Origin of the sequence: Haloferax litoreum, from assembly GCF_009674605.1 — an archaeon.
Classification (GTDB): Archaea; Halobacteriota; Halobacteria; order Halobacteriales; family Haloferacaceae; genus Haloferax; species Haloferax litoreum.
This window is the reverse complement of sequence record NZ_WKJO01000001.1, coordinates 1,714,681-1,735,954: the sequence shown is the minus strand read 5'-3', so window position 1 is coordinate 1,735,954 and position 21,274 is coordinate 1,714,681. Positions and strand designations below refer to the sequence as shown.

The window sequence follows — 21,274 nt, the reverse complement described above, 5'->3', positions numbered from 1 at the left end:
GTTTACTGTCAACCAACCCACATCATTTCCATGGTAGATACGTTCGTCCGAAAACAGCGAATCAAACCGGGAAAGACGGATGCGGTGTTCGAGTGGGTCGACGAGTTGCGCACAGAAGCACGAGAAGACAGAGACGGCGTCCGTGCGATTTGGGACGAAGAGACCCTCCAGACGCTCTCACTGTTCGTCGAGTACGGGGACGAGTACGACTACCTCGTGTGGTACATCGAGGCTGAAGACTTCGAACAGTTGGTCGAAGCGAGAGCGAAATCGACACATCCGCTTCACGAACTCGAAGACGAACTGATGGAGACGCTCCTCGAAGACCCGACCGAAGCGGGGTCGTTCGAACCGTTGTTTCACGGCGTCAATCCCGACCGGTCGACCGAGTTCGTCGTCCAGTAGGACGGTGGCCCGCCCGCACAGGGCGTCTCGACCCGGCTACCGATGCAATCTCGTCCCACAGAATCCACACCGCACGCTCTCGACTGTGTTCGGGACGCTACACTCTGGACACGTGGTCATCTTCTCTCGCGACTTCTCCTGTGCCGTTCGTAGAAACGTCGTTGGGTCGACTGTCGTCCCTGTGCCGTCGATATCTTCGTCGAGTCTGTCGAGGACGCGTTCGACGAGGGCGTCGTTTCGCATGCTGTCGAGGACACGGACGAACCCGACGAACAGGAGCGACGGCGCAACGATGCAGAACCCTGCGACGAGGAGTCGGAGACCAATATCCATGTGGATTGCTAGCGTTCAACAGCTGTATCGTTGCCGCTCGCATCGAAACTGGGAGAACCGAGCGAGGCTCCATATATTATCGGTGATGATATTCAGATGCACGGATTTATCCGCTCCATTCCGGTTAGTCTCGCTAATGGACGAAACTGTCGTTGTAGGGGGCATGCCGTCCCCACGTAATGCGATTACGACGCCAGCGACGCTGCGGTTCTCCTCTTCGATGCGTCTGCGTGACGCGCACGTCTCGACTGATATTACAGCTGAGTATCAAAATCGGAACTTTACGGGCTACCGTACGCACTCGATTGACCGACAGCGACCACCTGCTGGTGCATAACGATGCGCGTGGACGAAATCATGACAGAGGATGTGGCGACTGTCGGATTGAACACCAGCGTCGCCGATTGTGCGCGTCTGATGCTCAGTAAGGGCGCTGGGAGCGTCGTCGTGAGTACAGACGGTGGACCGGCGGGAATCGTCACTGAATCCGACGTACTCCGCGCGGGTGTCGCGAGTGGCAAACCGTTGGCGGAGATTCCGACGCGAGCAATCATGTCGAACCCGATAAAGTGGGTTCGTCCGGACTCGACGAGTCGTGTCGCCGCCCAGAAGATGCGCGACGGGCGCGTCAAGAAACTGGTCGTCGTCGACGGCGCGGAGATGGTCGGTATCATCACGGCCACCGACATCGCTTTTCACATCTCTGACGTCGCCCGGGGCGTCGGCCAGATGGTCGAACTCAAAGAGAAGTGGGAGTCGGACCGGAGATTCAGATAACTGTTACCGTCCCGCACGGCGAAGGATTGATACTGTTCACCGGCATCTAGCCCTTACCTGTGCGCGAGAGAGTAGCCTCGGTTCGCGACCGCGTGTGGACGGGAATCGAGCGAGCATTCGCGGCGGACCACACGCCCCACGAAATCGCCGCGAGTTTCGCCTTCGGTGTGTTCGTCGTGGCGATGCCGACCGCAGGCACTGCAATTGCACTCTTCGCCCTCATTGCATACTTCGTCGAGCGCGCGAGCAAACTCGCACTCGTCGCGACGCTCGTCGTGTTCAACCCACCGGTCAAGTGGGCCGTCTACGGCGCGAGTTTCTGGCTGGGTTCGTACCTCCTCGGTCCCGTTCCCGGTGCTACTGTCGCCGACGTATCGCTCGACTCGGGCGTCGATATCGTCCTTCGGCAACTCCTCGGCAACGCGATTCTCGCCGTCGCCCTCGCCGTCCTCGGATACGCGGTCGTCCTCCAGATTGCACACGTCTACCGTCGGCGTACGTTCTCCACCCCAGAACTCGTGCCGGCAGACGATTAGAAACATATCAGTCTTCGATACAATTTCTCCACACGACGCCGAGTCGTGAAACCCTACCAGAACGTACCGTAACCCGATTTGACACACATCTTGTCGTTATTTTGGTGTAGTTCTGTCTGCGGTGAAATACGCTTATGTGTAATTGCATTGTTATATTATTTATGCGCAGTGATAGCATAACGCACAGCCTGTCGAGGCCACCAGAGAGTGCGGGCCGGCGACTGAACCGACGAGCGGTGCTGAAGACGGCGGCCATCGGAATCGGGGGGTCGGCGTTCACACTTCCAACCGTCGTGGGGTCCGTGAGTACCCAGACCGAGTCGTCGCCAATGCACACGCTGATGATTACGGCAAACGGGCCTGTCGACTACGATTTCACCGTGAACGGGACGCTCGAAGCCGACACGAGATTCGGGGACTTCTCGGCGGATTCCGACGACACGGTGTTCGACCCCGATGGGCCGGCCAACGTGGGGGCACGCGACGAAACCGGTCCACGGCCCGAAGATGCGGGCGAGAACAACTTCCTCGGCGACCGGTTCCGCGTGGTCGGGTACGTCCAGCGGCTGGACGTCGAACCCGAACCGGGGTCCGACGCGTACGTGTATCTCGACGAATTCCTCTCGAGTCCGTACGAACCACAACGACAGGGGTTCGTCCTCGGGAGAGAGCGAACGATTATGATTACTGCGAACGGGCCCACCGAGTACGAACTGCTGGTCGAGGGTGACCTCGTCCCGGACACCGAAGGAGGCGACTTCGCTGCGGATTCAGACGACGTACCGACAGACAACGGTGACGGGACGATGACTGCTGCCGACACGACGGGACCACGACCCGCAAACGCCGGAGGAAGCAACTTCCTCGGTGACCGATACCGCTTCAGTGGGTCCGTCGAGAGGTTAAATCTCGGTTACGACGTGTCGCAGTATCAGGTCAACGTCTACCTTGACGAACAGAACATGGACCCGTCCGACGTGGTTCACGACATCTGAGTCGCGTCTTTTTCAGTCGGTGTGAGTGGTGGAGTAGATGAGAATCTCGCTCGTACCGCCACGCAGTGTTCGGGAGGTAATTCGTCGTGAACAGCGGGTGAACAGATTTGAACCTCACTCGCTCCTTGCAGTCGCTCGCTGGTTCAAATCTGCCCCGCGGCACGATTACACGCGACGCATAGCACCGAGCACACGCTACGCGGTGCTTGGGAGGTAATTCGCCGCGAGAAAGTAGTGGGTTGGGGCAGATTTGAACTGCCGGCCTCCTCCATGTCAAGGAGGTGTCATAACCAGACTAGACCACCAACCCGGTGTTGCGAACATCGTCGAACTCCGAAAGCGTGGGAAGTGTAGTGGGTTGGGGCAGATTTGAACTGCCGGCCTCCTCCATGTCAAGGAGGTGTCATAACCAGACTAGACCACCAACCCGGTTACGGTGCTTCCCACGCCCGTTCGGACGCATCTCTCCGTTGTCCGGGGGTACAATTTAAGCTTTCGAATCGGACCACGTGCGGCGATTCCCAGCACAGTGCACTCCCACCGTCTCACGCCGCCGATTCGGTCTGTGTGAAACCCTCCAGTGGCGGCGATTTTCGCCAGCCCGACACCCTTAAGTCAATGTACGAATTTGTACATTGTATCTCGAACACGTACACTGGTGATTATCAATGCAAGGTTACATCGAACGCGTCACTGCTGGTTCTGACTTGAGCGTCGAGGAGGCGCGAGACGCCGCGCGCGCCGTCTTCGAAGAGGCGACGGAGGCGCAAATCGGCGCTCTGCTCACTGCGCTTCGGGCGAAAGGAGAGACCGAAGCCGAAATCGCCGGGTTCGCACAGGGGATGCGCGACGCCGCGTTGACTATCGACCCGTCACGTGACCCACTCGTGGACACCTGCGGAACCGGCGGCGACGACTACAACACCATCAACGTCTCGACGACGAGTGCACTCGTGGCCGCCGGCGCGGGTGCCGCGGTGGCCAAGCACGGAAACTACTCCGTCTCTTCGTCTTCTGGGAGTGCCGACGTGCTCGAAGTCGCCGGCGTCGACGTCGAAGCGGACCCCGAATCGGTCGAACGGTGTATCGACGACAACGGTGTCGGATTCATGCTCGCTCCCGTGTTCCACCCCGCGATGAAAGCCGTCATCGGCCCGCGGAAGGAACTCGGTATGCGGACCATCTTCAACGTGCTCGGCCCCCTGACGAACCCCGCGGGTGCAGACGCACAGGTTCTCGGTGTCTACGACCCGGACCTCGTTCCCATGATTGCCAACGCACTCTCGCACATGCCCGTCGAACGCGCCCTCGTCGTCCACGGGTCCGGAATGGACGAAATCGCCCTCCACGACGCGACTACCGTCGCCGAAGTCGACGGCGACGACGTCGTCGAGTACACGCTCACGCCTGCTGACCTCGGTCTCGAACAGGCCCCAATCGACGCCGTCGCTGGCGGGTCGCCACAGGAGAACGCCCGCGACCTCGAAGGAATCCTCTCCGGGGACGTCACCGGTGCCAAGCGTGACCTCATCCTCGCCAACGCGGGCGCGGCCATCTACGTCGCCGACCTCGCAGACTCGCTCGAAGAGGGGGTCGACGTCGCGCGCGACGCCATCGATACCGGGTCCGCAGCAGCGAAACTCGACGCACTCCGGGAGGCGTGAGATGACCCGTGTGAAAATCTGCGGAGTCACCACCGAGACCGACCTCGACGTCGTCGCGTCTGCCTGTGCGGACGCTGTCGGTACTATCTGCGACGTGCCCGTCGATACCCCGCGTGAGGTGACGCCGACCCGCGCTCGCGAACTGTTCGACTCGGCACCGCCGTTCCTCTCGACGGTCCTCGTGACGATGCCCGACTCGGTCGCCCGCGCTCGCGAACTCGTGGCCGAAGTCCGCCCCGACGTCCTCCAACTGCACGCCGATTTCTCGGCAGACGAACTCACCGCGCTCCGATACGAGCGTGTCCGCGTCGTTCCCGTCGTGGAAGCGACGAACCTGTCGCGTGCGCGCGCCATCGCACCCGCCGTCGACGCGATTCTCGTCGACACCCCATCCGACTCGGGTGCCGGTGGAACCGGACAGACGCACGATTGGGAGGCCACACAGGAACTCGCGGACGCAGTCGACGTTCCCGTGATTCTCGCCGGCGGGTTGACGCCGAACAACGTCGCCGACGCGGTTCGGACTGTCTCTCCTGACGGTGTCGACGTCGCCAGCGGCGTCGAATCCTCCGGCGGCGTGAAAGACCACGACGCGATTCACACCTTCGTCAGCGAGGCCAAGGCCGCCTGTCGGGACGGCGAGAACCACGAGGAGGTGCCCGCGTGACACGACCAGAGACTGCCCGCGACACCTTCGCCGAAGAACTCGCCGACTACGACGAACCCGTCGTCACGCACCTCGTGACCGACCTCGACGTGGACATCGACCCACTCGCCGCGTACACCGCACTCGCCGACCGGAGCGACTACGGGTTCCTCCTGGAGAGCGCAGAGAAAGTCTCGTCCAGCAACCCGCAAGGGGCGTTCTCGTCGCCTGCGGCCACCGCCGACTCGCACGCACGCTTCTCGTTCGTCGGGTACGACCCCGAAGCAGTCGTCACGGTCGGCCCAGATGGAACCGAGGTGACCGACCTCGGCGGCCCAGCGGCGTCGTTTATCCGTGATGCCGAGGGCGACGTACTCGACTCGCTTCGCGGCGCACTCCCGGACCTCCCGCGCGTCAACTTCCCCGAGCGGGACCGCCAGACGCTCACCGGCGGACTGGTCGGCTTCCTCGCCTACGAGGCCGTCTACGACCTCTGGTTGGACGAAGTCGGCCGCGACAGACCCGACACGGACGACCCGGACGCCGAGTTCGTGTTGACGACCCGGACGCTCGCGTTCGACCACGTCGAAGACACGGTGAAACTCGTCTGTACGCCGGTCGTCACCCCGGACGACGACTCCACGGACGTGTACGACGCCGTCGTCGACGAAGTCGAGGCCGTCGCAACGGCACTCGAATCTGCAGACGACCCCGTCCTCGGTGGGTTCGAGCGAACCGACGAGGAAGCAGGGTCACGTGCGTCCTACGAGGCCGCAGTCAGGAAGACCAAAGAACACGTCCGCGACGGCGACATCTACCAAGGAGTCCTCTCGCGCACCCGGAAACTCCGTGGACAGGTCGACCCAGTCGGTCTGTACGCCTCGCTCCGTGAGGTCAACCCTTCCCCCTACATGTACCTGCTCCGCCACGGCGACCGGCGCGTCGTGGGGGCGAGTCCCGAGACGCTGGTCTCGGTGCGCGGCGAACGCGTCGTCGTCAACCCAATCGCCGGCACGTGCCCCCGCGGGTCTGGACCAGTCGAGGACCGTCGCCTCGCCGGCGAACTCCTCGCTGACGCCAAGGAACGCGCCGAACACACGATGCTCGTGGACCTCGGCCGCAACGACGTGCGCCGGGTCTCGACGCCCGGGAGCGTCCGCGTCGAAGAGTTCATGAGCGTCATCAAGTACAGCCACGTCCAGCACATCGAATCGACCGTCTCCGGGTCACTCGACGCCGACTACGACTCTTTCGACGCCACCCGAGCGACGTTCCCCGCAGGGACGCTCACCGGTGCCCCGAAGGTCCGCGCGATGGAGATTATCGACGACCTCGAAGACGAACCTCGCGGCGTCTACGGCGGTGGCGTCGGTTACTACTCGTGGACCGGCGACGCCGACATGGCAATCGTCATCCGGACCGCGACAGTCGAAACCGACGGCCACGAAGACGAGATAACCGTCCGCGCCGGCGCGGGCATCGTCGCCGACTCCGACCCCGCCTCGGAGTACGACGAGACCGAACAGAAGATGGGCGGCGTCCTCGAAGCGGTTCGGCGAATCGAGTACGAACCCTCGGACACCGAGGACGAACCAGCGGACTCAGAGGCCGAAGCGACGGGGGTGACCCGATGACGCGTCTCGTCGTCGTCGACAACTTCGACTCGTTCACGTACAACCTCGTGGAGTACTTCTCCGAACAGACAGTCGATGGCGAACCACTCGACATCGAGGTTCGAAAGAACACCGCGTCACTCGACGAGATTCGCGCCCTCGACCCCGACGCCATCGTCATCTCGCCGGGGCCGGGACACCCGAAGAACGACCGCGACGTGGGCGTGACGAACGAGGTACTCACAGAACTCTCGACAGAGATTCCGACGCTCGGGGTCTGTCTCGGCCTCGAAGCGGCAGTCTACGCCTACGGCGGCACAATCGGTCACGCACCGTCGCCGATTCACGGGAAGGCGTTCCCCATCGACCACGACGGCAGCGGCGTCTTCACGAACCTCGAAGCAGGGTTCCACGCAGGTCGCTACCACTCGCTCGTCGCCACCGAAATCCCCGACTGTTTCGACGTGACGGCGACCACCGACCACGAGGGTGAGTCGCTCGTGATGGGTGTGCGGCACCGAGACTACCCGATAGAGTGCGTCCAGTTCCACCCAGAGAGCGTCCTCACTGGGTCGGGACACGGCGTCGTCAGAAACTTCTTGTCTGCTGTCGCTGGGTTCGACGTGGCGTAGTCGAGACGTAGACGCCGACGCCCACAGTCCAAACGCCCAGAGTCGGGGCGTCGTCGCTGGTTCTCTGCTCAGAGGACGTTGATGCCGAAGAACGACAGCAAGAGCAACACGGCGATGATGACCGCCGCGATGGTGACGAGTCGCCACGCGATTTTCAACACCATTCGGCCGACGAGGACGACGACGCCGACGGCGATGACTACTAACAACAGTTGTCCGAGTGGACCGGCGAAGAACCCGCCGAGTTGCAACGGTACGAGGACGAGGGGGGAAAGTACCATACCCGAATATGGTACCGGCGAGGCGAATAAGTTTGTGGCACGATACCGTCGCGCGTTTTCGGCCGCGTTCGACCGCCCGAAACTGCGGATTTTAGCCCCTTCACGCACGGGGAATTACCCAACATACGAATTCTGATACTTCTTGAGGCTCGTTCAGTCAGGAGTTCCTTTATATTCGTCACTCGAATGCGGGACACACCCCCATGTGACAGTTTCAGCGCCCGTTCGTCCCCCCTCGCGTTCTACTGCATATCGCCACGTTGTAATGCGATTATACGACGCATTATTTCACTTCCGCTCCGCTCTGACTACCGTTATGTGCTCTGGTCACCTCTAGAAAAAATGTGCGTTTCGGACCCGGTCGTTCGCCTTCCTCAAAACTGCACAAAATGTGATAGTTTCGGGGGTGAAACGCCCCGGAGTCCGAAGCCTTAACCGACCACGCCCCACACACCAATATCGTCACAATGAGCGGAACTTCACGAAGTCTACGACACACCGATGCCCCGACACGAGTCGGGCAGGAGGGACAGTAAGATGAGCGACGCAGAACTCTCCACCGACGAACTCGTCCTGCCGGTCAAACGGACCGAAGGCGAGACGCTCGCGGAACGGATGACCGGAAATGCCTACAACAACATCCTGCCCGCGCGTTATCTTCGCAAGGACGCCAACGGCGACCTCATCGAGACACAAGAGGACCTCTTCCCGCGCGTCGCGAAGAACATCGCCCTCGCAGAGGCCGTCTTCGAGGCCGAACAGCGCGACATCGAGATTACCGTCACACCCGACCTCGTCAAGCCCGACCACCCGCGGCGCGACGAACTCGCCGAAGAAGTCTTCGGCAAGGGTGTCACCGCCGACGACACGGACGCCGAGGCGACCCTCTCTATCTACAACGTCAACAAGTTCGCCTACGAGACGCTCGTCCCCAAACTTCCCGAGGAAGTTCGTGACGTCGTCGTCGAAAAGCGCGAGGAGTTCCAGGACATGATGGAACAACTCTCGTTCATGCCGAACTCGCCGACCCTGATGAACGCTGGCGACGAACTCCAGCAACTCTCGGCGTGTTTCGTCGACTCACCTGGCGACGACATCACCGACATCCACCAGACCGCGAAGGAGGCCGCAGAGGTCTTCCAGTCCGGCGGTGGCATGGGCTACGCGTTCTGGAAACTCCGCCCCTACGGCGACGCAGTCGGTTCGACCGGCGGTATCGCCTCCGGCCCCATCACGTTCATGCGGACGTTCGACCAGATGTGTGAGACCATCGCGCAAGGTGGTGCCCGCCGCGGCGCACAGATGGGCGTCATGCGCGTCTCCCACCCCGACATCATCCAGTTCCTCCACGCGAAGAACAAGGACGTCTCGCTCGCGCACACGCTGCGCCTGAACGACCCCGACGACTTCACGCACACGAAGTTCGCCGACGCTCTCGAAGAGGCACGCGAACTCATCGACGAGGACGGGCGCGTCCCCAAGCACCTCCGCAACGCCGTCGAAGGCCACCTCTCGAACTTCAACATCTCTGTCGGTATCACCGACGGCTTCATGGAAGCGCTGTACAACGACGAGGAGTTCGTCTTCACGAACCCGCGCACGGAAGAACCACACGTCGCCACGCCCGAGACCAAAGAAATCTACGAGATGTTCGGTCTCGGCGAGTACGTCGAAGTCGGCGAAGTGCTGTCCATCCCCGCGGTCAAAATCTGGGACCAGATTATCGACGGTGCGTGGGAGAACGGCGAACCCGGCGTCGTCTACCTCGAACGCGCGAACAAGGAACACTCCTTCGACGTCGAGAAACACCCCGACCACCGCATCCTCGCGACGAACCCGTGCGGCGAGCAACCACTCGAAGAGTACGAGGCGTGTAACCTCGGCCACATCAACCTCTCGACGCTCGTCGACACCGAGTCGCCCGACTGGCGCGTCTGGTACGACCAGCACGGTGACGAGTACGACGACCTGTCGGCCGCCGTCGACGCCTTCCTCGAAGACGCCGTCGACTGGGGCGAGTTCGACTACCGCATCGAGAACGGGACGCGCTTCCTCGAGAACGTCGTCACGATGTCGGACTTCCCGGTCGAGAAGATAGAAGAGAAGGTCCGCGAACTCCGGAAGATTGGCCTCGGAATCATGGGCCTCGCGCAACTCTACATCCAACTCGGCGTCCGCTACGGCTCCGACGAAGGAAACGAGATTGCGCGCCAACTCATGACCCACATCAACCACCAGTCCAAGTGGGCCTCGCACGAACTCGCCGAAGAACGCGGGTCGTTCGAGGCGTGGGACGACTCCAAGTACGCAAACCCGACCGAGTACCGCGAGTGGTTCGAACACCACACCGGCCAGTCCGCCGACGACTGGGAGGACGGCTTCCCCATCCGGAACCACAACACGACGACCATCGCCCCGACGGGCACCACCTCGATGGTGTCGAACACCACCGGTGGCTGTGAACCCATCTACAACGTCGCCTACTACAAGAACGTCTCCGACGACGTGCAGGGCGACGAGATGCTCGTCGAGTTCGACGACTACTTCCTCCGCGTGCTGGAGGCCAACGACATCGACGTCGAGGCCGTCAAGCGCGAGGCGCAAGAACAGATGGCCAACAACGAGTTCGACGGCGTCTCCTCGCTCTCGTCGGTTCCGGACGCCATCTCCGAACTGTTCGTCGTCACGGCCGACCTGACCGGTCTCGAACACGCGAGCGTCCAGTGTGCGCTCCAGAAGGGCGTCGACTCCGCCATCTCGAAGACGTGTAACTTCCCGAACAGTGCCTCGAAAGAGGACATGGACGAAGTCTACCGCTACATCTACGACCACGGCGGCAAGGGCGTCACCGTCTACCGCGACGGCACGCGCTCGAAGCAGGTGCTCACGACGCGCGCGAAGAACACCGAGTTCTCCGACGACGAAGAGGCCGCCGAGGCCATCGTCTCGCAGATTCGCGACGTGTTCGGCGACGTGGAAGCGTTCCTCGAGAGCGAAGAGGCCGCAGACCTCATCGGCAGCGAACTCGAACTCGCCTTCGCCGACTCGCCCAGCGACGTCGGCAAGAAGCGCCCCCGTCCGGACGTGCTCTACGGCGTCACCCAGCGCATCGACACGGGCTACGGGAAACTCTACGTCAACATCAACGAAGACGAGGACGGCGAACCGTTCGAACTGTTCGCCAACATCGGCAACTCCGGTGGCTTCACGGCGTCCTTCACCGAGGCACTCGCCAAGACTGTCTCCACGTCGCTCCGCTCGGGCGTCGACCCCGAAGAGATTGCGAACGAACTGAAGGGTATCCGCAGTCCGAAGGTCGCCTGGGACAAGGGTGAACAGATCAACTCCATCCCGGACGCCATCGGCACCGCGATGCGCCGCTACCTCAACGGCGACATCGACAAGGGCTACCCGCGCCAGAAGAACCTGACCGAAGTCGAAGCTGAGGCCGCAGAGGCCGAGGGAACCGACACCGACGGTGGCGTCGCCGTCGACGCCGGTTCCGACGACTCGACCGAACCCAAGCAGGACGCGACTGCCGACCTGCTTGCGGCCGGTGAGAGCCCCGAGTGTCCCGAGTGTGGTGAGATGAACCTCTACTACTCCGAAGGCTGTAAGACCTGCCAGAACTGCGGCTGGTCCGAGTGCTGAACGGGTAGGCACGGTCCGGTCGACTGACCGGCTATCAATCGATTTCTTTTCTCGACTCGTCGCTCGGTACGCTCGACCGAGAAGTAGCATCGCTGGGCGTTCCGCAAGCGTTGCGGCCACCGTGACGCGAGCGAGACAGTGTCGTCACCTTCGTCGACTCACCGTGAATGACGCTGGCTGGGCGTGTCTCGGCCGTGCTGACGACGGGCGTTCGACTCACACGCCTTCTGGTCGTCGCTGTGTCCCCTCACGTCAAGAGGAGCGGACGTGCGCGACTGGCATAGCCAGACCGGCGGTCGGGAGACGACTCAGTCACGACGACAGTGAAGACAGTCATGACTCTCGCTGCGCTGTCACGCTTCTCGCTGGTCGTCTGGAGTTTCAGTCGAGGTGGTCGGACTCTGACACTCAGTCGTGAGTCAGGAGCGCTCGTGTGGACGTACCTGCTGTCCATCGGAGCGCGTGGTCGTCGAGAGAACAGTGACGAACTCAGCCAACGGTGCGACTCGTCTGTCTGGACACGACTGAGTCGTCTCAGCGTCGCACGGTGTGACCTGCTCGACTCGACTCTGTGGCCGATAGTGAGCCACGACATTCGGTAGAAGTTCGGTGACACATCTTACTGAGTCGAACACACAGTTACCCGCCAGTCACCGATGCAGCTGGCGCATCAGACGAGCGCTGTCGCTGTCTGTGTGGCGTCGAAAGAATGGAAAAGGGCCGGGAAGGTCCCGGTGGTTAGTGAGCGTCGTTAGTCGCGGCGGACTGCGAGGAGCGCAGCGGCGACGAGGGCGACGAGGGCGACAACAACACCGAAGCCGGGCGTCTGAGACTCGGTCGTCTCTTCAGCCGCGGTGGTGGTTGCCTCGGTGGTTTCCTCGGTCGTTTCCTCAGTCGTCTCTTCGGTGGTCTCCTCAGTCGTCTCTTCAGTCGTTTCCTCGGTGGTTTCCTCGGTGGTCTCCTCCGTGGTCTCGACTGCTTCGACGACGTTGCCGTCTGCCTCAACTTCGTCAGCTTCGCCACCGGAGACAGTCACGAGGAACGTGTCGCCGAGGTTCTGCTCACTGAAGTCGAAGTCCGTGGAGAACGTGTTGTTCTCGGAGACGACGACGGTCGCCGTCTTGAGGAAGCGCGGCTGGGTGTCGCCGTCGGACTTGATGCGGACGGTGAGTTCCGTACCGGGCGCGACGTTCGAGGTACCAGAGACAGTCTGGTTCTCAGCGTTCGTCACGTTGATCGGGTCGGCGTCCGTGTCGTGCTCGCCCTCGATGTGCTCGTAGGAGTCCATCATGGTGACGTTGTCCTCAACGAGTGCGAGGTTGCTAGAGACGTCGTCCTCACCGACGAGCTTGAATTCGACGTTGAATGCGTCGTCGTCTTCGAGCGTCGCGGCGGGGTCGTTGGAGTCGTAGACACCGTCGTCGTCGGAGTCACGGACTGCGTCGATTTCGTCCGTGTTGAAGACGACGAAGTAGGTGTCGTTGTCACCGTCAGCGACGACAGAGGCGTCGCTCACGTTGAGAATCTTGGGGTCACGGTTCGGACCAGGGTTGGTCTGGTTGATGGTGAGACGGTAGGAATCGTCGTAACCGTTCGAGGTTGCGAAGAAGTTCGGCGTCTCGTCGTCCTGAGCGCCCGTGAAGCCTTCGAGGCCGGGGGCGACAATCTGGACGATGACCTTGTCGCCGAAGGCGATCTGGTCGTCCTGCGTGAGTTCGCTGTCTTCGAGTGCCGCGTTCACGTCGTCGAGGTCCTTGAAGCTCGCGCTGCCAGCTGCCGTCCAGGTCTGGACGGTCTGGACGCCAGCTTCCTCGATGACGAGGGTTGCGACGTTGTCTGCGTCACCAGCCGACCGACCGGTGCGGACTTCGAGGTCGTAGTCACCGGAGTCGATGAGGTCGGAGGTGTTGTTCGTGATGTCGGTTGCGTCGTCGCCAGTCGTCAGGATGTCGTCGTCGCTGTCGTCAACGTCGAAGACAGTGTCCACGTTGTTGTTGGTGGATTCGGAACTGTCCCAGAGGAGGATGACTTCGCCGTCGGAGTCGCCGTCCTCAACGGTGACGTTAGCCAGGTAACCCTGTTCTTCCGTACCGATGGTGACGGTTGCGATGTCAGTGTTGTCGAGCGAGACAGGAATCGCGAAGACGTCACCACGCTGGTCGGTGACGACGCTGGTCGCGAAGTCAGCCGAGCCGTCTGCGGCTTCCGAGATGGTAACCGTGTCGGACTCGACGCTGACGCCGGAGCCTTTGTCGACAACTTCGACCGTGTAGTCGCCGGTGTCGATGTCTTCAGCCGTGACGTTGATGTCGAAGTCGTATTCACCCTGGCCGTCGAGTTCGACTTCGCCAGTGGAGAATTCTTCGTCGCCATCATCGTCGAGGACGTTGACTTCGATAATGCGTTCGCCCGCGTTCGAGGAGGCCGTACCCTCGATGGATTCCTCGTCGGTGATGTTCAGGTCGTCGACAGTGACGTCGAGGCCGAGGTCACGGACCTGGACCTTCTCAACGACGGAACCGCCGAAGGAGACGTTGTAGCGCTCCGTCTCGCGGTCGGTCGTGTCGAACGTGTAGACAGCGGACGTCGCGCCGGTGGAACCGGAGCGGAAGAAGCCTTCGTTGTCGTCCTGGCTGTCGTCGGACTCGATGGAGACCGAGACGTCAAGCGTGTCGTTCGTGACGGCAACCGTTTCGCCCTGGTATGCGTCGGTGGTGCCGATAGTACCAGCGTCGCCGTCAACCGTCACGGTTGCGACGGTAACGGTCGCGTTTTCGTCGCCGTCGAGACCGGTGACAGAGTTCCCGTCAGTGTCCTCGACATCTTCGAGGTTGACTTCGAGGTCACCAGTGAGGAGGGAGGACGTCTGTGCAACGACCTGACCCTTGTTGTTCTGGGTGTAGGTCGCGCTAACTGGGCTCTCGTCCTGGTAGAGCTGGATGGTGTTCGTGTCAACGACTTCCTCGGAGAACGACAGTTCGAGGACTGCCTGTCCACCGGGCTGTTCGTAGTGAACTGCCGAGATGAGCTCAGGCGATTCACCGTCGTCGATGGTGACAGAGGCACCCTGATCGTCGGATTCGGATGCGTCGTCGACGTTAGTGACGACACCAACAGTGTAGGTGCCGCCGGCAACGCCGCTGACGTCAACGGACTCATTGAGTTCCGTTGCGGTGCCGAGGGAGCTGTTTACAGTGTTCGGTTCGCCTGCGTCGAAGTTGCCGTTACCGTTCGTGTCGACATACGCTGTCGCGTTGTCTTCGGTTCCGGCGAGCGTCGCGTTCACAAGCACCGTGTCGCCAGACGCGGTACCAGTGACGTTAGTCGCAGCCGCAGCAGCAGTTCCCGAAAGCGCGACGGTCCCGGCGAAAACCGAGAAGACCATCAGCGCAGCGAGAAGTACTGCACGGATTTGCTTATTGCGTGTCATTGTTGATTTGATGGGTGTTGCAGTCGGGGACATCGTTTTCGTCGACCCTCGGACGTAACCAAGCCGGGGATGAACCCGGGCCGAGGCGGGGTACTCACAGATGCCTCCATGGGCAGGGGTACGGTTGGACCTGTTGAGCCTTCGCGGTAAATACTTTGTGTGATTGAACTCTCACGGAACGTTAACATACGTGAGGTACAGACGCCGAGAAGGGGATATAACCCACAAAGCATTTATGTGGGAATCTATTCAATAGAAAGCGCGTGCGCACGCAACCTTGGGTAGGAACGACGCTCCCGGTTCGCCGGGAGCGAACTCGTTCTCGACGACACAACATTTCGAGCGATTGCGCTCTCTGACGGCCGGTTGGTGCCCGTGTTTGTTCTGCGCGACGGCCCGCGCGCGACGGGAGTCGCTTTCGACGTTAGACACGTAGGAGCGTATTCAATAGTTCTCGCGCGCCCGCACGCGAGAGTGATAAAACAGACGTTCCGTTGTAATCTGTTGCTACCGATGGCACATCTGACCCTCATCGAGCTCGCCCGGCGGCGCAGAGACGCCAGATCGACCCCCCAATTTTGGATTAGGTAATCCAACTGAGACATTTGGGGTGACCTTCAGGACTTAAAGACAGTATAAAGAGTATATTAATCGATGATATCTACCGTGTAACATCCCATTAATTTGGCACCCATCTTTAAGTAACCCCAGAGTAACCAATCGATTAGACACACCGCGACGGAAACCGGGCAGGGAGCGAGGGGTCGACCCCTCCTCGTGCGACACAGAGCGCACCAGTGCGTCCGGCATCAACCGTACCGTCCGGGTGTCGGACAACCAATGCAACTCAAAAATCTCTTCACAGAAGACCGTGCAGTCAGTCCAGTCATCGGGGTCATCCTGATGGTTGCAATCACCGTCATCTTGGCGGCCGTCATCGGGACGTTCGTCCTCGGTCTCGGTGACCAAGTGAGCGAGACGGCACCGCAGGCGAGTTTCAGCTTCGATTACGATAGTGGCACTACCGGTAATAACTTCACAATCACTCACGAAAGTGGTGAAGCGATTCCTGCTAGCCAGTTGAACATTACTGGAGACAATATTTCATCTGCGTCGTTCACCGCTGGTGCTGACAACAAAGTTAGTGCAGGCGAGTCAGCAGTTATTAGTCCTGATGCAGCATTCGCCGATGGAGACACCGTCCGCATCGTCTGGACCTCTGAAAGTGGTAGTACTTCATCCACCCTCCAGAAGTGGACCTACAACGGATAAATGAATTTCAAACAACTCCTCGCTGACGACGACGCGGTGTCGCCGGTTATCGGTGTCATCCTGATGGTTGCGATTACCGTCATCCTCGCTGCCGTCATCGGGACGTTCGTCCTCGGCCTCGGTGACCAAGTCAACCAAACATCGCCGCAAGCAAGCTTTGGCTTCGATTATAACGGCACGGCACTCACGGTAACGCACGAAAGTGGGACGTCGATTGATGCCAACCTCGTTAACGTCAGTTCGACGGTGGCGCTGAACGACTCCTCTGGATCACCCCTCGTAGGTGCAAGCGCGAAGACCGGCACTTGGAATTCAATCACTGGTGACAGTGAAATCACAGCAGGCAAGAGCGCCACCGTTATTGAACAGAACTCCGGTGACCTCGCCAATGCGACGGTCCGCATCGTCTGGACCTCTGAGGGAGGCTCGAACTCCGCCACCCTCCAGAAGTGGAGCGGACCGAACGCCTAAGCAGGAAGCAACTCTTTCCGTCACCCGTTTTCTTCGATAACTAACCCCGGTAGCTTTAGGTTCAATTATGCTGAATATTCAGAAGAGCGTACATTCAGTAATTATGAACTTCAAAGACTTACTCACAGACGACGACGCGGTATCGCCAGTCATCGGGGTTATCCTGATGGTAGCAATTACGGTCATCTTGGCGGCCGTCATCGGGACGTTCGTCCTCGGTCTCGGTGACCAAGTGAGCGAGACCGCTCCGCAGGCGTCTTTCTCGTTCGACTTCCAGGACACTGACGGCGGCCAAGACGTGTTCACGGTGACCCACGAAAGCGGTGAATCAATCGTGGCGTCGAGCATCTCGCTCAAGTCCAACCAGAACTACTCTGTGACGAACGCCCCCAACAACAACGGAACGTCGAACGCTTTCACTGAGTGGGGCTATGCCGCAGACGACAAAATCTCTGCCGGTACGTCCATCAAGGCTTACAACACAACGAGTGATAAGGACCTAAGCGACCAGACCTTCTCCATCGTCTGGACCTCCGAGAGTGGTTCGAACTCCGCGACGCTCCAGAAGTGGAGCGGACCGGACGCGTAAAAGCCGCTAAAATTCGATTTTTTCGACGCCGATAGCCACAACGAGCTTCGGCCTTAGACCGGTCGACCGCCTTCAGACGTGCCGACGAGCCACGTCCCGAAGGTGAGCGCCGCCGCGCCGAACACGAGGGCGTACGACATCACTTGTGTAGCGCCTGGCAGCAAGGAGGGAAGCATTGCGAGGGTTCCGACGACCATCAGCGCCATTCCGATGAGCGCGTTGCGCGAACTGAACAGTCCCATATGGTAGCCTCTCCGGAACAGGAGAATATGGAACTTGCGCTTTTGCTCGCTACGGGGACTCGTACTTCTTCTCGCCCGCGGGCACGACGACGGACAGCCAGTTCTCTTCGGGCGGCAGCGGACAGTCGAAGGTGTCCGTGAACGCGCAGAACGGGTTGTACGCGAGGTTGAAGTCCACGACGATATCGTCGAGGTCCGAAAGCGGCACGTCCGGGGTGAGTTCCATGTACCGGCCACCGTCGTAGGTCTGCTGACCCGTCGTCTTGTCGCGGAAAGGCACGAAGAGCGTCGGCGAGTCGTCGTGTTCCTGCTGGTACGCCCCGAGTTCGAGGTCGGTGTCCCGCAGTTCGAAGTGGAAGGTCGCGACGCGAAGGTACCGAACTTCGCGTCCCGCCGAGGTGTCCATCACGACCGGTTCAGGGTCGGCGTGCGTCTCGACGGTGGCAGACACGCGGTAGTCCGGGTCGGGGTCGAAGTAGTCCAGACCGTCGAAGGCGTCGCGTTCTGCCGGTGGAATCGGTGACTGTGGATGCGAGTCGAAGAAGTCGTCTTTCTCGCGTCGCTTCTCGCGCAGTTCGGCGACGTATGCCTCGGGGTCGAACGCGTCGTCGGTCATGGACGGTGGTATCCACCGACCACACCTACACCTGACGGTTTGAGACGTTCACACCGTGAGGTGTCGTTTCGCGGCCGAGAGACGCTCGAACTGGTCGGCCGAGAGGTCTACACCGGCGGCGACGAGGTTCTCTTCGAGTTGGTCGACCGTACGAGCACCGATGATGGGCGCGGTAACCTGTGGGTGGTGCATCAACCACGCGAGACTCACTTGCGCGGGCGAAGCCCCGACTTCGTCGGAGACAGACTCCACGGCGTCGAGTGCGTCGAAGTTCTCCGACGTGAGGTAGGAGTCCGCGAACCGCTGGTCGTTCGCGGCGCGGGAGTCTGCCGGTGGTGCCTCGTCGCGGGCGTACTTGCCGGTGAGGAACCCACCGGCGAGCGGCGACCATGGGATGACGCCGATGTCGTAGTCCGCACACATGTCGAGGTAGTTGCCTTCGACTTCCCGATTGACCACGTTGTACCGAGGTTGAGCGATGCGGAACGGTTCGTACCCGCGCTTGTCCGCGAGTTCGTTCGCCTTGACCACCTTCCACGCGTTGGGTTCGAGCGTGGAAGTTCCGAGGTAGTTCACCTTCCCGTCGCGGACGAACTGGTCGAGCGTGCGCATGAACTCGTCGACTGGGGTGTTGTCGTCCCAGCGGTGGATGTACAGCAGGTCCACGTAGTCGGTCCCGAGTCTGTCGAGGATGGTGTCGATTTGCCGGCGGAGGTGCTTCCGGTTGAGACCACGGCCGTTGGCGTCCTCGCGCGTCGGCCAGAATATCTTCGACGCGACGACGAAGTCCTCCCTGTCGCGAGTCGAAAGCCAGTCACCGATGAACGATTCGCTCGCGCCATCGCCGTACATGTCTGCGGTGTCGATGAAATTCCCACCCGCAGCAGCGTAGGCGTCGAGGAGTCGATGCGCCCGTTCGGCGTCGACTTCCACCTCACCGGTGTCGTTCTGTCGGCCGAATCGCCACGTTCCGAACGCAATCTCCGAAACGCTCGTTCCGGTTCGTCCCAACGGGACCATCTCGAGCGACATACTCGACTCGACGAACGGTGCGCGGTAAAGAACCTCGATTCACGGCTGACTGTCCAGATTAACGGGAGAATAGGACGGCGAAAAACGTCGGTCAGTGGAGGGCAACGCGAGTTTACGAACGCGCGTAGTTGTGACCGATGACGAGGGCGAGTGCGTTCAGTGCGACGAGCGCTACGAAGACAGTGAGTTCGCTGGCTTCGAGCCCACCAAACAGGAGTGGAACGTACAGAAATGGGAGGGCGACGGCGGCCCAGAAGCCGACGAATCTGAGTGGCGCTGCGACGAGGCGGACACCGATTGGAAGTTGCTGTTCGTTTGCGACCATCTCTCGGAGGTCGGAGAGACGTTCGCGTGGGAGGTTGGTTGACGAGTTTGACATAGCGGGGGAACCTGCGTTCTCTATGACGGCGGGAGGGGTCATAATTAGGTGCGAGAATTCGCTTCATTTCATCCTCGTTTACTCGTGATATTCTGATAAATGTGAAATTTTATCGTCTGTCGAGAGGACTCTGGACAGTTTATCGGCGCTTCTAACGTTTTTGTTCGATATAATTGTCTGTAATATTGAACTATTTCGAACCCCTGAATATCTAGCACTATCGTGACGTTAGACAGAGACAAACCACGAGACACCGACCGCTTCGAGCGTCGAATTAGGAACGGCCAAAGTACGGTCGGAGCGCGCTTTTCCGGGGTTTTCGACGCCAGTGTATGCCGCTGGAGTGACTGCTCACTGGTTCGACCGACCCAAACCCACTTCCCCTATCGATTTACTCCGTCGGCACGACTGCCGAACCATGTCCGACCTCAATCGCGTCGCCAAGCGCATGTACAACATCCACCCGAACGCGATGTACCTCGTCGTCGACGAGGAGTTGCAGGGGCGGTTCACCCTTCAGAGTGCGGAGTTCTTCCAGACAGAGTTTCAAGCGGAGGGGACACGCGAGGGAGACGACGCACTGTATCGATTTGCGACGACGGAGGACAACGAGGCAGTCATCGTCGGCAGACAGGCCCCCGGCGAAGACGGGTGGTCGATGGTCGGCGACGTCGAATCGGTCGAGCGTCTCGACGAGTAATCTGCAGGACTTCGCTCAGTCGGTCGGCGTGGCACCACTACCGAATCGGTGGCGGAGTTCACGTCGAATGGCACCGCGTTTCAGCAGGACGAACCCGAGGAAGATGAGTGCGAACCCGCCGCCCGTGGCGAGAGTCGGGACCTCGTCGAGGAAGGCCCATCCGGCGAGTGCCGCGAAGATAGGCGCGACGTACGAGACGAGGTTGATTTCGATTGGGCCGAGGCGTTCGAGCAGGTCGAAGTAGATGAGAAAGCCGATTGCACTCGCCGCCAGCGACAGGTACGCGAGTGCGAGAATCGATTCCGTGTTCAACACCACGTCGGCGAACGACTCCCGCATCCCGAGGGAGATGGCGTGCATCAGCAGTGCGCCACCGAGCATCGACCACGCTTCCATCGTCTCTATCGGCATGTCGGAGTCGATACGGCGGGTGAGGACCGACCCGAAGGCGAACGCCGCCGCCGCGCCGAAGATGAGGAGTTTGGCGACGGTGCCGCCAGCGAGCAAGTTGCTCGGGTCGAGTTCGGAGAGGACGGCGACACCGACGAGTCCGAGGAGTAACCCGACGACACCGAGTGGGGTCAGTCGTTCACTTGGGAGGAGCACTCGTGCGAACCCGGTCGTAAGGACCGGACTGAGACTCACGATGACGGCAGCAGCAGCACTCGTCACCGCAGGGTCCGTCTCACCGACGAACAGCAGGGCGTGATACGCCGCGATGAGGAAGACGGCCCCGATGGTCACTTCTGTCCAGTCTGCACGACTGCGTGGAAGCGGTGAGTCAGTGGCGTAGACAGCGTAGACGAGCATGATGACCCCGGCCACGTCGTAGCGGAGGGCGGCGAAGAGGACCGGTGGGAAGAACTCCAGTCCGGCCTTGATAGCCATGAAGGCAGACCCCCAGATAGCGGCGAGGACCATGAAGAGTCCGAGATTGCGGTACCGTGTCACAGCGGTGATGTGGTCGGTGGGGGCCTGAACGTTTCGATGGGGGGTCGTTTCGCCGGAAT

The 21,274-nt window shown here is 60.8% G+C and carries 21 protein-coding genes and 2 tRNA genes; 13 read left to right on the top strand and 10 right to left on the bottom strand.

Annotation, left to right across the window (positions count from 1 at the left end; genetic code table 11):
• Positions 1–30 precede the first annotated feature (30 nt).
• The gene (locus GJR96_RS08880; protein WP_151162617.1) at positions 31–405 is read left to right on the top strand and encodes a DUF6176 family protein; all 375 of its coding nucleotides are present in this window, start codon (positions 31–33) and stop codon (positions 403–405) included.
• Between the two features lie 36 nt (positions 406–441).
• Here the strand turns inward: GJR96_RS08880 and GJR96_RS08875 are convergent, their stop codons facing one another.
• Complete coding sequence (locus GJR96_RS08875) at positions 442–738, bottom strand: zinc ribbon domain-containing protein (RefSeq protein ID WP_151162616.1); 297 nt, start codon at positions 736–738, stop codon at positions 442–444.
• Positions 739–1,077: 339 nt separating this feature from the next.
• On the opposite strand from GJR96_RS08875, the gene GJR96_RS08870 reads away from it, so the two are divergent.
• From GJR96_RS08870 to GJR96_RS08860, 3 genes are all read left to right on the top strand, one after another.
• Complete coding sequence (locus GJR96_RS08870; protein ID WP_151162615.1) at positions 1,078–1,515, top strand: CBS domain-containing protein; 438 nt, start codon at positions 1,078–1,080, stop codon at positions 1,513–1,515.
• A gap of 59 nt (positions 1,516–1,574) precedes the next feature.
• Positions 1,575–2,051, top strand: coding sequence for a DUF2062 domain-containing protein (locus tag GJR96_RS08865; protein WP_151162614.1), 477 nt, complete (start codon positions 1,575–1,577; stop codon positions 2,049–2,051).
• A 161-nt stretch (positions 2,052–2,212) separates the two neighbouring features.
• Positions 2,213–3,046 carry a hypothetical protein gene (locus tag GJR96_RS08860; RefSeq protein WP_151162613.1) on the top strand — a complete coding sequence of 278 codons (834 nt, stop codon included), beginning with the start codon at positions 2,213–2,215 and terminating at the stop codon, positions 3,044–3,046.
• A gap of 235 nt (positions 3,047–3,281) precedes the next feature.
• Here GJR96_RS08860 and GJR96_RS08855 read toward each other — a convergent pair.
• A tRNA-Val gene (locus GJR96_RS08855) sits at positions 3,282–3,356 on the bottom strand.
• Between the two features lie 44 nt (positions 3,357–3,400).
• Positions 3,401–3,475, bottom strand: a tRNA-Val gene (locus GJR96_RS08850).
• A gap of 239 nt (positions 3,476–3,714) precedes the next feature.
• Between GJR96_RS08850 and trpD the strand changes: the two genes are divergently transcribed.
• From trpD to trpG, 4 genes are read left to right on the top strand one after another with little or no spacing between them, the layout of a single operon-like run.
• Positions 3,715–4,710: an anthranilate phosphoribosyltransferase gene (gene trpD / locus GJR96_RS08845; RefSeq protein WP_151162612.1), complete on the top strand. Its 996-nt coding sequence runs from the start codon at positions 3,715–3,717 to the stop codon at positions 4,708–4,710.
• A 1-nt stretch (position 4,711) separates the two neighbouring features.
• Positions 4,712–5,377, top strand: a complete 666-nt coding sequence (locus tag GJR96_RS08840) for a phosphoribosylanthranilate isomerase (protein WP_151162611.1) — start codon at positions 4,712–4,714, stop codon at positions 5,375–5,377.
• On the top strand, positions 5,374–6,990 hold the full coding sequence (trpE, locus tag GJR96_RS08835) for an anthranilate synthase component I (RefSeq protein WP_151162610.1): 1,617 nt from the start codon (positions 5,374–5,376) through the stop codon (positions 6,988–6,990). Before GJR96_RS08840 ends, trpE begins: the two co-directional genes overlap by 4 nt.
• Entirely contained in the window at positions 6,987–7,601 is a 615-nt protein-coding gene (gene trpG, locus GJR96_RS08830; RefSeq protein WP_058571814.1) for an anthranilate synthase component II, read from the top strand. The genes trpE and trpG overlap by 4 nt, the downstream gene beginning before the upstream one ends.
• Positions 7,602–7,669: 68 nt before the next feature.
• On the opposite strand, the gene GJR96_RS08825 is transcribed toward trpG, so the two are convergent.
• Positions 7,670–7,882, bottom strand: a complete 213-nt coding sequence (locus tag GJR96_RS08825) for a hypothetical protein (RefSeq protein WP_151162609.1) — start codon at positions 7,880–7,882, stop codon at positions 7,670–7,672.
• Positions 7,883–8,419: 537 nt separating this feature from the next.
• On the opposite strand from GJR96_RS08825, the gene GJR96_RS08820 reads away from it, so the two are divergent.
• Complete coding sequence (locus tag GJR96_RS08820; RefSeq protein ID WP_151162608.1) at positions 8,420–11,533, top strand: adenosylcobalamin-dependent ribonucleoside-diphosphate reductase; 3,114 nt, start codon at positions 8,420–8,422, stop codon at positions 11,531–11,533.
• Between the two features lie 751 nt (positions 11,534–12,284).
• On the opposite strand, the gene GJR96_RS08815 is transcribed toward GJR96_RS08820, so the two are convergent.
• Positions 12,285–14,918, bottom strand: a complete 2,634-nt coding sequence (locus GJR96_RS08815) for a DUF7827 domain-containing protein (protein WP_449271779.1) — start codon at positions 14,916–14,918, stop codon at positions 12,285–12,287.
• 885 nt (positions 14,919–15,803) lie between these two features.
• On the opposite strand from GJR96_RS08815, the gene GJR96_RS08810 reads away from it, so the two are divergent.
• The 3 genes from GJR96_RS08810 (at position 15,804) to GJR96_RS08800 (ending at position 17,295) form a co-directional block, all read left to right on the top strand.
• Entirely contained in the window at positions 15,804–16,235 is a 432-nt protein-coding gene (locus tag GJR96_RS08810) for a type IV pilin (protein ID WP_151162606.1), read from the top strand.
• Entirely contained in the window at positions 16,236–16,706 is a 471-nt protein-coding gene (locus GJR96_RS08805; protein ID WP_151162605.1) for a type IV pilin, read from the top strand.
• A 103-nt stretch (positions 16,707–16,809) separates the two neighbouring features.
• Positions 16,810–17,295, top strand: coding sequence for a type IV pilin (locus GJR96_RS08800; RefSeq protein ID WP_151162604.1), 486 nt, complete (start codon positions 16,810–16,812; stop codon positions 17,293–17,295).
• Positions 17,296–17,348: 53 nt separating this feature from the next.
• Here GJR96_RS08800 and GJR96_RS08795 read toward each other — a convergent pair whose 3' ends face one another.
• The 4 genes from GJR96_RS08795 to GJR96_RS08780 all read right to left on the bottom strand — a co-directional run bounded on the left by GJR96_RS08795 (position 17,349) and on the right by GJR96_RS08780 (position 19,564).
• On the bottom strand, positions 17,349–17,537 hold the full coding sequence (locus GJR96_RS08795; RefSeq protein WP_151162603.1) for a hypothetical protein: 189 nt from the start codon (positions 17,535–17,537) through the stop codon (positions 17,349–17,351).
• A gap of 49 nt (positions 17,538–17,586) precedes the next feature.
• A complete protein-coding gene (locus tag GJR96_RS08790; protein ID WP_151162602.1) occupies positions 17,587–18,153 on the bottom strand; it encodes a DUF1684 domain-containing protein in 567 nt (188 codons plus the stop codon).
• 48 nt (positions 18,154–18,201) lie between these two features.
• Positions 18,202–19,185: an aldo/keto reductase gene (locus GJR96_RS08785; RefSeq protein ID WP_151162601.1), complete on the bottom strand. Its 984-nt coding sequence runs from the start codon at positions 19,183–19,185 to the stop codon at positions 18,202–18,204.
• A 112-nt stretch (positions 19,186–19,297) separates the two neighbouring features.
• A complete protein-coding gene (locus tag GJR96_RS08780) occupies positions 19,298–19,564 on the bottom strand; it encodes a hypothetical protein (RefSeq protein WP_151162600.1) in 267 nt (88 codons plus the stop codon).
• A gap of 418 nt (positions 19,565–19,982) precedes the next feature.
• On the opposite strand from GJR96_RS08780, the gene GJR96_RS08775 reads away from it, so the two are divergent.
• Positions 19,983–20,264 carry a transcriptional regulator gene (locus GJR96_RS08775; RefSeq protein WP_151162599.1) on the top strand — a complete coding sequence of 94 codons (282 nt, stop codon included), beginning with the start codon at positions 19,983–19,985 and terminating at the stop codon, positions 20,262–20,264.
• A 15-nt stretch (positions 20,265–20,279) separates the two neighbouring features.
• Here the strand turns inward: GJR96_RS08775 and GJR96_RS08770 are convergent, their stop codons facing one another.
• Positions 20,280–21,215, bottom strand: coding sequence for a DMT family transporter (locus GJR96_RS08770; protein WP_151162598.1), 936 nt, complete (start codon positions 21,213–21,215; stop codon positions 20,280–20,282).
• Between the last annotated feature and the right edge of the window lie 59 nt (positions 21,216–21,274).